This window comes from Pseudomonas sp. S2_A05, from assembly GCF_054668485.1.
This window is the reverse complement of sequence record NZ_CP162775.1, coordinates 5,832,166-5,847,306: the sequence shown is the minus strand read 5'-3', so window position 1 is coordinate 5,847,306 and position 15,141 is coordinate 5,832,166. Positions and strand designations below refer to the sequence as shown.

General features: G+C 59.2%; 15 protein-coding genes and 1 pseudogene. 7 read left to right on the top strand and 9 right to left on the bottom strand.

Annotation, left to right across the window (positions count from 1 at the left end):
- The first annotated feature begins 150 nt into the window (after positions 1–150).
- Entirely contained in the window at positions 151–462 is a 312-nt protein-coding gene (locus AB4O12_RS26360) for a type II toxin-antitoxin system MqsR family toxin (protein WP_071174464.1), read from the top strand.
- Entirely contained in the window at positions 459–947 is a 489-nt protein-coding gene (locus AB4O12_RS26355; protein WP_460059977.1) for a type II toxin-antitoxin system MqsA family antitoxin, read from the top strand. Before AB4O12_RS26360 ends, AB4O12_RS26355 begins: the two co-directional genes overlap by 4 nt.
- Before the next feature lie 57 nt (positions 948–1,004).
- Here AB4O12_RS26355 and AB4O12_RS26350 read toward each other — a convergent pair whose 3' ends face one another.
- The 4 genes from AB4O12_RS26350 to AB4O12_RS26335 all read right to left on the bottom strand — a co-directional run bounded on the left by AB4O12_RS26350 (position 1,005) and on the right by AB4O12_RS26335 (position 5,167).
- Positions 1,005–1,769, bottom strand: a complete 765-nt coding sequence (locus AB4O12_RS26350) for an amino acid ABC transporter ATP-binding protein (protein ID WP_016771581.1) — start codon at positions 1,767–1,769, stop codon at positions 1,005–1,007.
- Between the two features lie 13 nt (positions 1,770–1,782).
- Entirely contained in the window at positions 1,783–2,877 is a 1,095-nt protein-coding gene (locus AB4O12_RS26345) for an amino acid ABC transporter permease (RefSeq protein ID WP_016771582.1), read from the bottom strand.
- Between the two features lie 10 nt (positions 2,878–2,887).
- Positions 2,888–4,069, bottom strand: a complete 1,182-nt coding sequence (locus AB4O12_RS26340) for an amino acid ABC transporter permease (protein ID WP_041479500.1) — start codon at positions 4,067–4,069, stop codon at positions 2,888–2,890.
- 66 nt (positions 4,070–4,135) lie between these two features.
- Positions 4,136–5,167: an amino acid ABC transporter substrate-binding protein gene (locus AB4O12_RS26335; protein WP_016771583.1), complete on the bottom strand. Its 1,032-nt coding sequence runs from the start codon at positions 5,165–5,167 to the stop codon at positions 4,136–4,138.
- A 468-nt stretch (positions 5,168–5,635) separates the two neighbouring features.
- On the opposite strand from AB4O12_RS26335, the gene AB4O12_RS26330 reads away from it, so the two are divergent.
- The 5 genes from AB4O12_RS26330 (at position 5,636) to AB4O12_RS26310 (ending at position 10,918) form a co-directional block, all read left to right on the top strand.
- Complete coding sequence (locus AB4O12_RS26330) at positions 5,636–6,292, top strand: alpha/beta hydrolase (protein WP_150636202.1); 657 nt, start codon at positions 5,636–5,638, stop codon at positions 6,290–6,292.
- A gap of 96 nt (positions 6,293–6,388) precedes the next feature.
- Positions 6,389–7,867, top strand: coding sequence for an ATP-dependent RNA helicase RhlB (gene rhlB, locus AB4O12_RS26325; protein WP_460059976.1), 1,479 nt, complete (start codon positions 6,389–6,391; stop codon positions 7,865–7,867).
- 117 nt (positions 7,868–7,984) lie between these two features.
- Entirely contained in the window at positions 7,985–8,929 is a 945-nt protein-coding gene (locus tag AB4O12_RS26320) for an ornithine cyclodeaminase family protein (RefSeq protein WP_460059975.1), read from the top strand.
- Between the two features lie 150 nt (positions 8,930–9,079).
- The gene (locus AB4O12_RS26315) at positions 9,080–10,207 is read left to right on the top strand and encodes an NAD(P)/FAD-dependent oxidoreductase (RefSeq protein WP_460059974.1); all 1,128 of its coding nucleotides are present in this window, start codon (positions 9,080–9,082) and stop codon (positions 10,205–10,207) included.
- A gap of 84 nt (positions 10,208–10,291) precedes the next feature.
- The gene (locus tag AB4O12_RS26310) at positions 10,292–10,918 is read left to right on the top strand and encodes a helix-turn-helix transcriptional regulator (protein WP_016771588.1); all 627 of its coding nucleotides are present in this window, start codon (positions 10,292–10,294) and stop codon (positions 10,916–10,918) included.
- A gap of 101 nt (positions 10,919–11,019) precedes the next feature.
- Here AB4O12_RS26310 and AB4O12_RS26305 read toward each other — a convergent pair whose 3' ends face one another.
- The 5 genes and pseudogenes from AB4O12_RS26305 to AB4O12_RS26285 form a co-directional block, all read right to left on the bottom strand.
- Positions 11,020–11,796: an ABC transporter substrate-binding protein gene (locus tag AB4O12_RS26305; RefSeq protein WP_252868833.1), complete on the bottom strand. Its 777-nt coding sequence runs from the start codon at positions 11,794–11,796 to the stop codon at positions 11,020–11,022.
- 262 nt (positions 11,797–12,058) lie between these two features.
- Positions 12,059–12,510, bottom strand: a pseudogene (gene moaE, locus AB4O12_RS26300) (molybdopterin synthase catalytic subunit MoaE).
- A gap of 2 nt (positions 12,511–12,512) precedes the next feature.
- Positions 12,513–12,755, bottom strand: coding sequence for a MoaD/ThiS family protein (locus AB4O12_RS26295; protein WP_024011686.1), 243 nt, complete (start codon positions 12,753–12,755; stop codon positions 12,513–12,515).
- On the bottom strand, positions 12,752–13,225 hold the full coding sequence (gene moaC / locus AB4O12_RS26290) for a cyclic pyranopterin monophosphate synthase MoaC (protein ID WP_041479492.1): 474 nt from the start codon (positions 13,223–13,225) through the stop codon (positions 12,752–12,754). Before moaC ends, AB4O12_RS26295 begins: the two co-directional genes overlap by 4 nt.
- 240 nt (positions 13,226–13,465) lie before the next feature.
- Complete coding sequence (locus tag AB4O12_RS26285; RefSeq protein WP_460059970.1) at positions 13,466–14,860, bottom strand: PhoH family protein; 1,395 nt, start codon at positions 14,858–14,860, stop codon at positions 13,466–13,468.
- Positions 14,861–15,141 lie beyond the last annotated feature (281 nt).

Below are 15,141 nucleotides of genomic sequence, written 5' to 3'. Positions count from 1 at the left end.
TCCAATCATAGGATGAATTTTCCGACATGTTAGTCAGACCCATGTAGGACGGCAACCACCTAGGGTCAATCGGAGACACATGGAGCGGCATTTTCGATTGGTCAAAATTACCCTTTAAGGGTAATTTCAGGGACAGGGTTTTGGCTTCTTATGGAAAAGAACACACCCCATTACGACTTGGCAGTCGTGAAGGCCGAAGTAATTAGACGAGGCAAAGAAGCCTTTACACGTTATGCACTTGAGACAGGCCGGGACATGGGCATGTCATGGAAAGTGATGATGCAGGTTGTGGCAACGCTTGAGCGGCGGATGCTCTACAAATCCATGACCTCTTATTCCAACCATCGTAACTGGCACGACGTCTATCACGTATCGTTTCGAAATCGGGAGATCTACATCAAAGTGACCTACTGCACGAGCGGTGGTTCTCCGGTGATCTCCTTCAAGGAGAAAAACACATGAGCAAGAGGCAATGCCTGAGTTGCGGCAGCGAACACGCAATGCACCACTTTCAAGATCGCAGTCTCGACGTCAATTACAAACAGTTTTCGCGGCCCGTACACCTTCTTGCCGGCTGGGAGTGCAGGGTCTGTGGCGAAATCATTTTTGACAGTGGTACCGACAGTGCCGAGCGCTACGTAGATGCCGGCGATCAATTACTCGAAGACGTACTTCGGCTGATCGGTACCGAAATGAGGCGTATTCGCCGAAAGCTCCATCTCACTCAAAGAAGTGCGGTGAAGTGGCTGTCAGGAGGTGGGCATAATGCGTTTTCACGATATGAACGCGGCGAACTGGCTCCGCCGCAGCCGTTGTTCACACTGATGCGGCTTCTGGATCGTCATCCCGATCTGCTAGAGGAAATTCAGGCACTTCACGCAGACGACGGTCTCAAACAGCTTCTGGAAACTCGTTACCCGGAGCGGGAACCTGTTCTGGCCAGATGAGCCCAGATAAAACAAACCCGGAACTGAGTCCGGGTTTGTTTCAGTGCCTGACGGGCATCAATGCAAAATCTGACTCAAGAACAACTTGGTCCGATCATTCTGCGGATTGTCGAAGAAGTCGTTCGGCGCCGCCTGTTCAACGATTTCGCCCTTGTCCATGAAGATCACGCGGTTGGCCACGGTGCGGGCGAAGCCCATTTCGTGGGTCACGCAGAGCATGGTCATGCCGTCTTCGGCCAGACCGATCATGGTGTCCAGAACCTCTTTCACCATCTCCGGGTCAAGCGCTGAAGTCGGCTCGTCGAACAGCATGATTTTCGGCTTCATGCACAAGGCGCGGGCGATCGCCACACGCTGTTGCTGACCGCCGGAAAGCTGCCCCGGATATTTGTGCGCCTGCTCCGGAATGCGTACGCGCTCCAGGTAATGCATGGCGATTTCTTCGGCCTTGCGCTTGGGCATCTTGCGCACCCACATCGGCGCCAGGGTGCAGTTCTGCAAAATGGTCAGGTGCGGGAACAGGTTGAAGTGCTGGAACACCATGCCGACTTCGCGGCGGATCGCTTCGATCTGCTTGAGGTCGTTGGTCAGTTCCACGCCGTCGACGACGATGCGGCCCTGCTGGTGTTCTTCCAGGCGATTAAGGCAACGAATCGTCGTCGATTTGCCGGAACCCGACGGGCCGCACAGGACGATACGCTCGCCTTGTTTGACATTGAGGTTGATGTCTTTCAGCACGTGAAACTGGCCGTACCACTTGTTCACGCCCTGCATCTGGATGATGCCTTCCGGACCCACAGGCTTTTTGATTGCTTCGCTCATTTACAGAGAACTCCTAACGCTTGTGGCCAGTGTCGAGCTTGCGTTCCAGATGCATGGAATAGCGCGACATACCAAAACAGAAAATCCAGAACACCAGGGCGGCGAACACGTAGCCTTCGGTGGCCATGCCCAGCCATTTCGGGTCGGCGGCGGCTTGCTTGACGCTGTTGAGCAGGTCGAACAGGCCGATAATGATCACCAGGCTGGTGTCCTTGAACAGCGCAATGAACGTGTTGACGATGCCCGGGATTACCAGCTTCAGGGCTTGCGGCAGAATCACCAGGCCCATCGAACGCCAGTAACCGAGGCCCATCGCCGCAGCCGCTTCGTACTGCCCTTTGGGAATCGCTTGCAGACCACCACGCACCACTTCGGCGACGTAGGCTGACTGGAACAGGATCACGCCGATCAGCGCCCGCAGCAGCTTGTCGAAGTTCATGCCTTCAGGCAGGAACAGCGGCAGCATTACCGAGGACATGAACAGCACCGTGATCAACGGCACGCCGCGCCAGAACTCGATGAAGGTCACGCAGACCACACGAATCGCCGGCATGTTCGAACGTCGTCCCAGCGCCAGCACGATACCCAGCGGCAACGCCCCGGCGATGCCGACGGTGGCGATCACCAGGGTCAGCATCAGGCCGCCCCACTGGCTGGTCGGCACGGTGGTCATTCCGAAACCGCCATGCAGCAAAGTGAAGGCAATGATCGGGTACAGCACCAGGAAGCTCAGGCCGTACACCGCTTTACGCGGCACGCGCGAGATGAACAGCGGTGCTGCGCCGATGACCGCCAGCCACACGGTCAGGTCGACGCGCCAGCGCAGTTCGGTCGGGTAGTAGCCGTACATGAACTGGCCGAACCGCTGCTGAATGAACACCCAGCAGGCGCCTTCCTTGGTGCAGTCGGCGCGGGTGGTGCCGACCCAGTTGGCGTCGACGATTGCCCAGCTGAGGATCGGTGGCACAACCAGGTAGATCAGGTAGAACGCAAACAGCGTCAGCAGGGTGTTGAGCCAGCTGGAGAACATGTTCGCGCGCATCCACGCCACCACGCCGATGCTGCTGTTCGGTGGAGGCATGTCGGGTTTGAAAGTATGAGTACTCATGCGCTTTTCCTTACCGCTCGATCAGCGCAATGCGCTTGTTGTACCAGTTCATCAGCAGGGAAATGCTGATACTGATCGCCAGGTACACGCTCATGGTGATGGCAATCACTTCGATGGCCTGCCCGGTCTGGTTGAGCACGGTGCCGGCGAACAGCGAAACCATTTCCGGGTAACCGATGCCGGCGGCCAGCGAGGAGTTTTTCGCCAGGTTCAGGTATTGGCTGGTCAGCGGCGGAATGATCACGCGCAGGGCTTGCGGGATGATCACCTTGCGCAGGGTCGGGCCGTTGCGCAGGCCAAGCGAACGCGCCGCTTCGGTCTGACCGTGGCTGACCGACTTGATCCCGGAACGCACGATCTCGGCGATGAACGCTGCGGTATACACAGTGAGCGCCAGGGTCAACGCCAGCAGTTCCGGGATCAACACCCAGCCGCCGACAAAGTTGAAGCCCTTGAGCTCAGGCATTTCCCAGTGCAGCGGAGCGCCGAAGATCAGCGCGCACAGGGTCGGGATCACCAGCGCAATTGCCAGGCCGGTCCAGAACTTGTGGAACGGTACGCCGGTTTCTTCGAAACGCTTGTTGGCCCAGCGGCACATCAGCACGATGCCGACGATCGCCAGCACGATGCTGATCACGAATGCCCAGAAGCCGTCAGCGGCGAGTGCGGCCGGCATGTTCAGGCCACGGCTGCTGACGAAAAAGGTGTCGCCGAAGTTGTGGCTGTTGCGCGGCCCCGGCATGGTCAGGAACACCGCGAAGTACCAGAACAGGATCTGCAGCAGCGGCGGAATGTTGCGGAATACTTCCACATACACCGTCGCCAGTTTGGCAATGATCCAGTTCTGCGACAGCCGCGCTACACCGACGATGAAACCGAGAATCGTCGCCAGGATCACGCCGATAAATGTCACCAACAGGGTGTTGAGCAGGCCGATGACAAACACCCGCGCATAACTGTCCGCTTCGGTGTAGTCGATCAGGGTTTGAGCGATGCCGAACCCGGCACTGCGCTCCAGAAAGCTGAAACCGGAAGTGATACCCCGGTGCTGAAGGTTGGTTTGCGTGTTGTCGAACAGGTACCAGCCAAGCGAGATCACCGCCACAACGGTGATGATCTGGAATAGCCACGCACGCACTCGTGGATCGCTGAGGCTGAGCCTCTGCTTTGGTGCGCCGATAGAATTTTGCATGAAGTGCCCCGGAAGAAATGGAACAAGAACATCACCCGGCGGTTGGCCCGCCGGGCGATAGAACCATTAGCGCACTGGTGGTGCGTACTGAATGCCGCCGTTGTTCCACAGGGCGTTCAGGCCACGGTCGATTTCCAGCGGAGTGCTCTTGCCGAGGTTTTTCTCGAAGATTTCGCCGTAGTTGCCGACCTGCTTGACGATCTGCACAACCCAGTCTTTGGGCAGCTTCAGGTCTTTGCCGTATTCGCCGTCAGCACCGAGCATACGGGCCACGTCCGGGTTCTTGGTGGACTTGGCTTCAGCTTCGACGTTCTTCGAAGTGATGCCGGCTTCTTCGGCATTGAGCAGCGCGTAGCCGACCCAACGCACGATGGCCAGCCACTCGTCGTCGCCGTTACGTACGACCGGGCCCAATGGTTCTTTGGAAATGGTTTCCGGCAGAACCACGTAGTCCTTCGGCGAGGCCAGCTTGCTGCGCTGGGCGAACAGCTGGGACTTGTCGGAGGTCAGCACGTCGCAACGACCGGATTCCAGCGACTTGGCGCTTTCATCGGAGGTGTCGAAGGTGATCGGGGTGTATTTCAGACCGTTGCCACGGAAGTAGTCGGAAACGTTCAGTTCGGTGGTGGTACCGGCCTGGATGCAGATGGTCGCGCCGTCGAGCTCTTTGGCACTTTTCACGCCCAGCTTGTTGTTTACCAGGAAGCCGATGCCGTCGTAGTAGGTGATGAAGCCCGGGAATTTCAGGCCCATGCCCGCGTCACGGGAGCTGGTCATGGTGGTGTTGCGCGACAGGATGTCGATCTCGCCGGACTGCAGCGCGGTGAAGCGCTCCTTGGCGTTCAACTGGCTGAACTTGACCTTGTTGGCGTCGCCGAAAACGGCTGCGGCCACAGCGCGGCAGACGTCGGCGTCGATGCCGAGAATCTTGCCGGTCGCATCCGGTACCGAGAAGCCCGGCAGACCGTCGCTCACGCCACACTGCACGAAACCTTTTTTCTGTACCGCATCCAGGGTTGCACCCGCCTGAGCGAACCCGCTGACGCCGAGTACTGCTGCAGCAGTCACGACCGCCAGAGTGGATTTCAACATCTTCATTCAAACCTCCAGTTTTGCTCTTGTTGTGTCGGAGCTTGAGTCCAGTCGCACCCTTTTGAGGCGTTGTTGACCCGTGTTGGCTTTTTTTGGGGTCAACCGACGTAAGACCTTCGCTATGAGTCTAGTAGGAGAAAATCCACATCATGGATCACTCACTTCTCACCAATCGGCCGAACGGGCTGTAGCCCTTTCACGTTCGCTAAGCCCGTAGCGGCCATTGGCGAACATCCATCACCGGATTCGTTGCTATCCCATCACGCGACTGACACTGATAGTGTTACCGCCACGCGTAGGACGCTTCGTACGCAAACCTCCATAGCAAACGCCGTACCACACCGCTTGCGAAAGTGATTGCGCGACACGTCAATAGCTAAACTTGTAACCTTGCGACATCTTGTTAACGGATCAACCGGGCGCGCACTTCAATCACGCACTCAATGAGAGCGCCCGCACATTTTTGGAGCAGACATGACCGAGCCCTTGATTCTTCAGCCTGTTAAGCCCGCAGACGCCTGCGTGATCTGGCTGCACGGCCTCGGCGCCGACCGTTACGACTTCCTGCCGGTGGCCGAGGCGTTGCAGGAAAGCCTGCTGAGCACGCGTTTTGTGCTGCCGCAGGCGCCGACGCGTCCAGTGACGATAAATGGCGGATATGCCATGCCCAGCTGGTACGACATCAAGGCCATGAGCCCGGCCCGGGCGATCGACCGTGACCAGTTGGAAGCTTCGGCAAAGCGCATCATCGAACTGATCGAAGCCGAGCGCGCCAGCGGAATAGACGCCTCGCGGATTTTTCTCGCCGGGTTTTCCCAGGGCGGCGCGGTGGTATTGCACACCGCATTTCTGAAGTGGCAGGGGCCGTTGGGTGGCGTGCTGGCGTTGTCGACTTACGCACCGACGTTCAGCGACGAACTGGAGTTATCCGCCAGCCAGCAGCGCATTCCGGTGCTCTCGCTGCACGGCCAGTTCGATAACGTGGTGCAGAACTCGATGGGCCGCAGTGCTTACGAGCATTTGAAGAAGCATGGTGTCACCGTGACATGGCAGGAATACCCAATGGAGCACGAAGTGTTACCTGAAGAGATTCGCGACATTGGTGTCTGGTTGAGCGAACGACTGCGCTGATTGTCGACCAATCCCTGCCCATTGATCCCTCCTACTACGCCGCGCCCGATACTTGCATTACACTGGCCGGCGTACATTCCTTAACCAATTGATGAGATGACCGTGCTCAAAGCACTCAAGAAAATGTTCGGTAAAAGCGAGGCTGAGCAGCTCGCGCCAGTTCCCAGTGCGCCGTCGCACGCCCCCGGTCATCGCACCGATGCCCCGCAGGCCGACCGCCCCGCTCCCGCAGCCGCACCGAAGCCAGAAGAAATACCCGCTGCGCCAGCGCCAATGGCCGTAGAGCCTGCATCCGGCGAAGCGCCGAAACCGGCCAGACCGCGTCGCGAACCGAAGCCCAAGGCACCTGTCATTCCATGGAAACTCGAAGACTTCGTCGTCGAACCCCAGGAAGGCAAAACCCGCTTTCACGATTTCAAGCTTGCTCCGGAACTGATGCACGCCATTCAGGACCTGGGCTTTCCTTACTGCACGCCGATCCAGGCGCAGGTGCTGGGCTTCACCCTCGCCGGCAAAGACGCCATTGGCCGCGCGCAGACCGGCACCGGCAAGACCGCCGCGTTCCTGATCTCGATCATCACCCAGTTGCTGCAGACGCCGCCGCCGAAAGAGCGCTATATGGGCGAGCCGCGTGCGCTGATCATCGCGCCGACCCGCGAACTGGTGGTGCAGATCGCCAAGGACGCCGCTGACCTGACCAAGTACACCGGCCTCAACGTCATGACGTTCGTCGGCGGCATGGACTTCGACAAACAGCTCAAGCACCTCGAAGCGCGGCATTGCGACATCCTCGTCGCTACGCCGGGCCGCTTGCTCGACTTCAACCAGCGCGGCGATGTGCACCTGGACATGGTCGAAGTGATGGTCCTGGACGAAGCTGACCGCATGCTCGACATGGGTTTCATCCCGCAGGTACGGCAGATCATTCGCCAGACCCCGCCGAAATCCGAGCGCCAGACCCTGCTGTTCTCCGCGACCTTCACCGAAGACGTGATGAATCTGGCCAAGCAATGGACCACCGACCCGGCGATTGTCGAAATCGAAATCACCAACGTCGCCAACGAGAACGTCGAGCAGCACATCTACGCCGTGGCCGCTGCCGACAAATACAAGCTGCTCTACAACCTGGTCAACGATAACGGTTGGGAGCGAGTCATCGTATTTGCCAACCGCAAGGACGAAGTACGCCGCATCGAAGAGCGTCTGGTGCGTGACGGCATCAACGCCGCGCAACTCTCCGGTGATGTGCCGCAGCACAAGCGCATCAAGACTCTGGAAGGTTTCCGCGAAGGCAAGATTCGCGTGCTGGTGGCCACCGATGTCGCCGGTCGCGGCATCCACATCGACGGCATCAGCCACGTGATCAACTTCACCCTGCCGGAAGTCCCGGACGATTACGTGCACCGCATTGGCCGTACCGGTCGTGCTGGCGCCGATGGCGTGTCGATCAGCTTTGCCGGCGAGGACGACTCTTACCAGTTGCCGTCGATCGAAGAAAAGCTTGGTCGCAAGATCAGCTGTGAAACCCCGCCGACGCATCTACTGCGTGCGGTTGAGCGCAAGCGTCCACAGTAAGCCCCGCCATATGAAAAAGCGCAGCCGGAAACGGACTGCGCTTTTTTTATGCCCGATGGTTGCTCGCCAGAACTAAAAGTCCATAATGGAAAAATAAGTTTAGTTTCGGAGCGCGAAATGTCCAGTACGCCCTATGTGATCGATCAGGCCCAGGCCCATGAGCTATTGGCGCGTATCGATGTTCCGCAAATCCTGCGCAAGCTGTTCCGCGATCTGGCGGCCGGGAACGCCGTGCAGCCGGCGCAGCAATGGGTCGAGTTTCCGCAGGGTGCCGGCGACTTCATCAATTATCTGGGCGTGCTGGCCGAGGACGGCGTGTACGGAGTGAAGACTTCGCCGTACATCGTCCGTGAGCAGGGAGCGCTGGTGACGGCATGGACCCTGCTGATGTCGATGAAAACCGGTCAGCCGCTGTTGCTCTGCGATGCCGGCGAACTGACCATCGCGCGCACCGCCGCGACCACGGCCGTGGCGGTCGACGCCCTCGCCCCGTTGAATGCCCAGCGACTGGCGATCATCGGCAGCGGCAAGGTCGCTCAAGCGCATCTGCATTACGCCAAAGCGCTGCGCGACTGGCAGAGCATCAGCCTGTATTCGCCATCGCTGCTGGAAGATGCGCAAACACAGGCTGTGTTGAAGTCCATCGCGCCGTCACTGAAGATTGCTGACAGCCGCGAGACCGCCGTTACCGATGCGGATGTGATCATGCTCTGCACCTCGTCGGCCGGGCCGGTGATTGATCCTGCAACGTTAAGCAAACCGGCGCTGATCACCTCGATCAGCACCAACGCCCCGCGCGCCCATGAAGTACCGCCGCAAAGTCTCAACGACATGCAGGTGTTCTGCGACTATCGTCTGACCACGCCGGGTTCGGCAGGTGAGATGCTGATTGCCGCCGAACAGCATGGCTGGAACAAGGATTCGATTGTCGGCGACCTCGCCGACTTGCTCAGCGAAAAAGTGCCGCGCCCGGGTTACGACCGTCACGTGTTCTTCCGTTCAATCGGCTTGGGCCTGGAAGACATTGCCCTCGCCAATGCGGTTTATCACTTAACCCACTAACGCCAACAATCCCCTGTGGGAGCGAGCCTGCTCGCGAATGCGGTCTGACATTCAGCGAAGATGTCGACTGATACACCGCTTTCGCGAGCAGGCTCGCTCCCACAAGGGACTAGCGAACGCCTTGATATTGCGTACCCACTGGAGACCTACATGAGCCACGCAGATTTCATCATCATCGGCGGCGGGATTGCCGGCGCTTCCACCGGGTTCTGGCTGGCGCCGCACGGCAAAGTGATCGTGCTCGAGCGTGAAACCCATCCCGGCTATCACTCCACCGGTCGCTCCGCCGCGCTGTACACCGCCGCCTACGGCACCGCACAGGTCCGCGCACTGACTCAGGCGAGCCGCGCGTTTTTCGACAGTCCTCCGAGCGGCTTTTGCGAGCTCCCGCTGCTGACCCCACGCGGCGAAATGACCGTCGACTTCATCGGAGATCCCGCCGAACTGAACAACCAATACCTCAGCGCCAAAGCCACGGTGCCGCAGATGCAACTGCTCAGCGCCGACGAAGCCTGCGCGCGCCTGCCGATCCTGCGCCGGGACAAAGTCCACGGCGCGATCTACGACCCATCGGCCTGCGACATCGACACCGACGCGCTGCATCAAGGCTACCTGCGCGGCATTCGGCGCAATCACGGCGAAGTCCGCACCGATTGCGAGGTGCTCGGCTTGAGCCGCGATGCCGATGGCCTGTGGATCGTGCAGACCAACGGCGAGACATTCAGCGCACCGGTGCTCATCAACGCCGCCGGTGCCTGGGCCGACAAGATCGCTGCCCTGGCCGGAGCGCAGCCGCTGGGGCTGCAACCGAAGCGCCGCGCCGCATTTATCTTTGCCGGCCCGGAAGGCGTTGACACTCATCATTGGCCAATGCTGGTCAGCCTCGACGAATCCTTCTACATGAAGCCCGACGCCGGCATGTTCCTCGGCTCGCCGGCCAACGCCGATCCGGTCGAACCGCACGATGTACAGCCGGAAGAACTCGACATCGCCATGGGCATTTATCAGATCGAAGAGGCCACCACGCTGACCATCCGCCGTCCGACCCGCACCTGGGCCGGTCTGCGCAGTTTCGTTGCCGACGGTGATTTGCTCAGCGGCTTTGATCCGCAGGTGCCGTGGCTGTTCTGGGTCGCCGCGCAGGGCGGTTACGGCATTCAGACGTCGCCGGCGATGGGCCAGGCCAGTGCGGCGCTGGTGCGCGGCGAGCCATTCCCCGAGCACCTGCATCAATTCGGCCTGGACAGCGCCATGCTCTCCCCGGCCCGACTGGCTTGATCGCATCGACTCGTCGAAAAGATTGCGGCACACTCGCAGCGCCCCGGCACAAGGGGCGCTGACGCTGCCTGGAGCTCCACTGTCATGACTGCCCCCGAATTCGACCCGGCGCTGGATAACTTCCGCGCCATCGCCGACGCCATCGCCACGCTGTTCTTTCCCCATGCCGAGGTGGTGCTGCACGACCTGCGTACGCAGAAGGTCGACTACATCGCCAACAACCTGTCCAAGCGCGAGATCGGCGACGACTCGTCACTCGAAGACATGCTCAGCGAGGATGTCAGCGACAGGAACATCGGCCCGTACGAAAAGCTCAACTGGGACGGTCAGAAAATTCGCAGCCTGAGCACCGTGCTGCGTGACAGCGAAAGTCGGCCGCTGGCGGTGCTGTGCATCAATCTGAATATTTCCCTGTTCGAGAACGCCAAAGCGGCGCTGGACCTGTTTCTCTCGCCGAGCAAGCTGATTCCGCAGCCGGACTCGCTGTTCCGTGATGACTGGCAGGAACGCATCAACACCTTCCTCCACGCCTGGTTGCGCGAGCGGCAGTTGAGCCTGAACCTGCTGACCCGCGATCACAAACGCGAACTGGTGCTGGCGCTGCACGCCGAGGGCGCGTTCAAGGGCAAGAGCGCCTCGAACTACGTGGCCAATGTGCTGAACATGGGGCGGGCGACGGTGTACAAACATTTGAAGGAATTGAAGGGCTGAAGATTTGCATCGCTAGCGCTGGCCTCTTCGCGAGCAGGCTCGCTCCCACATTTGGAATGCGTTACCCCTGTGGGAGCGAGCCTGCTCGCGAAAGCGCTTGATCAATCGCCGTAGATATCGGTCTTGAAATACTTCTCGGAAATCTTCTGATACTCGCCATTCGCGCGAATTCCGTCGATGGCGCGGTTCAACTGGCTGACCAGTTCACCGTTGCCCTTGCGCACGGCAATCCCGGCACCCTCGCCGACGTACTTCGGATCCTTCAGCTCCGGCCCGACAAACTCATAACCCTTGCCACGCGGCATCGACAGAAAGTCATTGAGCGGGATGGTGTCGGCGAAAATCGCATCGAGGCGCCCCGCCGCCAGGTCCATGTAGATTTCTTCGTTGTTGCTGTAGCGCTTGACGTTGATGCCCTTGGGTTCGAACACCTCGGTGGCATAACGATCGGTGGTGGTCGCGCGCTGCACGCCGACGTTCTTGCCTTTGAGGCTGGCGTACTGATCATCGACCGTAGCGCCTTCCTTCATGACCAGACGCGAAGAAGTGAAATAGTACTTGTGGCTGAAATCCACCGACTTCTTGCGATCTTCGTTGATGGTCATCGACGACAGCGCCATGTCGATCTTCTTCACTTTCAGCGAAGGAATCAGCCCGTCGAACTCACCTTCGACCCACACGCACTTGACCTTCATCTGCGCACAAAGGGCATTGCCGATGTCGTAGTCGAAACCGACGATTTCACCTTTGTCGGTTTTCGACGCGAATGGCGGATAGGCCGCTTCGATGCCGATACGCAGGGTTTTCTCGGCGGCGAAGACGCTGGAGCAGGCCAGCAGACTGAGGGCCAGACCGGTGATGAGGGGAAGTTTCTTCATGTTCGTTCTCTCGCGGGTTGTTGTTGGTTTGGCGAAGAAGAGCAGCTACAAGCGGCAACCTGATAGCTGCAAGACAGAAGCTTTTTTGTACTTGGAAATCCATACTGGACTCTCAGGTACAAATCGTCAATCGGGTAGAGAGGGAAGGATTTTCGGTGTCACAGATGACGCCTTCGCGAGCAGGCTCGCTCCCACAGGGGAACGCTTTCCAATTGTGGGAGCGAGCCTGCTCGCGAAGACTGACCGGAGGGCGCTACAGAAACTACTTCTTCCAGCGATCCGCAGCCGCATGATCACTGTCACGCCCTTCGACCCAACGCGGGCCGTCACTGGTGTTTTCTTTTTCCAGAACGGCGCGCGGGTTTTCAGGTAGTCCATGACGAAGGCGCAGGCGTCGAACGCGGCCTGGCGATGGGCGCTGGCGGCACCGACGAATACGATCGGCTCGCCCGGCTCCAGCGCGCCGATGCGGTGCAGCACTTCCAGTTTCAACAGCGGCCAGCGCTGCTCGGCTTCGACGGCGATCTTGCCGAGGGCTTTTTCGGTCATGCCCGGATAGTGCTCAAGGAACATCCCGGCCACGTCGAGCCCGTCGTTGAAGTCGCGCACGTAACCGACAAAGCTCACCACCGCGCCCACACCGACATTGGCCGCGTGCATCGCATTGACTTCAGCGCCCGGATCGAACGGCGTGGCCTGCACGCGAATCGCCATGCTCAGCCTCCGGTCACGGTGGGGAAAAACGCCACTTCATCACCATCGACAACTGGCTCGTCGAGCTGGCAGAGGTCTTCGTTGCGTGCGCACATCAGGTTCTGCTCGCTCAGCACTTCGGCGCCATCACGTTCTGCCAACAGTGCCCGAACGTCATCGACGGTGGCGAAATCGCCTTCAACCGCAACCGAATCCACGCCCAGCGCTTCACGGTAGCGGGCAAAAAATTTCACGGTCAGTTTCATGGCTGCTCCGCCTGGAAGTGGCCGCTCTTGCCGCCGACTTTCTCCAGCAGACGCACGCTTTCGATGGTCATGCCCCGGTCGACGGCTTTGCACATGTCGTAAATGGTCAGGGCGGCGACGCTGGCGGCGGTCAGCGCTTCCATCTCGACGCCGGTCTGCCCGGACAGCTTGCAGCGGGCGACGATACGCACGCTGTCATCGCCTTCGGCGCTGAGTTCGACTTTGACGCCGGTGAGCATCAGCGGGTGGCACAGGGGAATCAGATCGCTGGTCTTCTTCGCCGCCTGAATTCCGGCAATGCGCGCCACGGCGAACACATCACCCTTGGGATGACCGCCGCTGACGATCATCTGCAAGGTTGCGGGGAGCATGCGCACCAGCGCTTGAGCGGTCGCTTCACGGAACGTCACGGCTTTTTCAGTGACGTCGACCATGTTGGCGCGACCTTGGGAATCGAGATGAGTCAGCACGGGATTACTCCTGATCAGGAGCGTGGATTGTAAACCTGTGGGTCAGATATCCGCATCACTGATTATGAAATCACCGTTGCCCCCTGTGGGAGCGAGCCTGCTCGCGAAAGCGGATTCAGATTCACTATAGATGTCGACTGATACACCGCACTCGCGAGCAGGCTCGCTCCCACAGGAGATATGCATTTATCCATAAAAAAACCGGGCGGCTTTAAGGGCCGCCCGGTTCTGGGTTAAAGGTTACAAATGCGATTCGGCGTATTCGGCCAGGATCGAGCGAGGCACCCCTTGCAGGGTGATGTGCACACCGTTGGGGAAGTTCTTGAAGCGTTCGGTCAGGTAGGTCAGCCCGGAGCTGGTCGCGGACAGGTATGGGGTGTCGATCTGCGCCAGGTTGCCCAGGCACACCACTTTGGAACCGGCGCCGGCACGGGTGATGATGGTTTTCATCTGATGCGGCGTGAGGTTCTGGCATTCGTCGATCAGGATCAGGCTCTGCTGGAAGCTGCGACCACGAATATAGTTGAGCGATTTGAACTGCAACGGCACTTTGCTGAGGATGTAGTCGACGCTGCCATGGGTGTTTTCGTCATCCATGTGCAAGGCTTCGAGGTTGTCGGTGATGGCGCCCAGCCAAGGCTCCATTTTTTCCGCTTCGGTGCCGGGCAGGAAGCCGATTTCCTGGTCCAGACCCTGCACGCTGCGGGTGGCGATGATGCGGCGATAACGTTTGCTGACCATGGTCTGCTCGATCGCAGCGGCCAGCGCCAGAATGGTTTTACCGGACCCGGCGGCGCCGGACAGGTTGACCAGATGAATGTCCGGGTCAAGCAACGCGTACAGCGCCAGACTCTGATAGATGTCGCGCGGTTTCAGGCCCCACGCCTCCTGATGCAACAGCGGTTCCTGGTGCAGGTCGAGGATCAGCAGGCGGTCTTCCTGGATTTCCTTGATCCAGCCGACAAAGCCCTGTTCGTCGATGATGAACTCGTTGATGTGCACGGCCGGCAGGTTGTCGATCAGTTGTACCTGATGCCAGGTGCGGCCGTGGTCCTGACGGGTTTCGACCTTGCTCACGCGGTCCCAGAAGGAGCCGGTCATGTTGTGGTAGCCGTTGGGCAGCAGGGACACGTCATCGACCAATTGGTCGGTGCTGTAGTCCTCGGCGTCGATCCCACAGGCGCGCGCCTTGAGGCGCATGTTGATGTCTTTGGTGACCAGCACCACCGGTTTTTGCGGATCGCGGGTATGCAGATCAATCAGTTGGTTGATGATTTTGTTGTCGTTCAGATGCTCGGGCAGAATCAGGTTCGACTCGGCCTGCTTGCTCATCAGAATTGACAGCAAGCCCTTTGGCCCGCCCTTGCCGCGCTGGATCGGCACGCCCAGTTCGACGTCCTCGGGGGACGCATCGCCCAGGGTCTTGTCGATCAGGCGGATCGCCTGACGGCATTCAGCGGCCACGCTGTGATGGCCGCTCTTGAGCTTGTCCAGCTCTTCCAGCACGGTCATCGGGATGGCGACGTGGTGTTCTTCGAAATTCAGCAGGGCATTTGGATCGTGAATCAATACGTTGGTATCGAGTACATACAGGATTGGCTGGTTGGAGGAAGGGCTGCGTCCGTGATCATCCATACTCGGTCACCTTTGTGGGAGCCATTCGACGCAATACCGTGACAGTGCTGCGCCTCGAGGTGACTGCCGAATTCATCCACGAGGGCCTGGATGAACTGCACACAATAGGAGTCTGGGAAGACGCCACCTGTGTTGCAGGTTTCGGCGGTCTGTCTTCGTAATACTCCAAAACCGATGACATAAAAAAGCTCTTTGACGGTTTTTTTAAGTTTATTTTGCAGAGTGACGAAAAGCCCTTGGCGGACTCCCCGTACCCCGCTAAAGTCGGAAGTCCGCCCGCA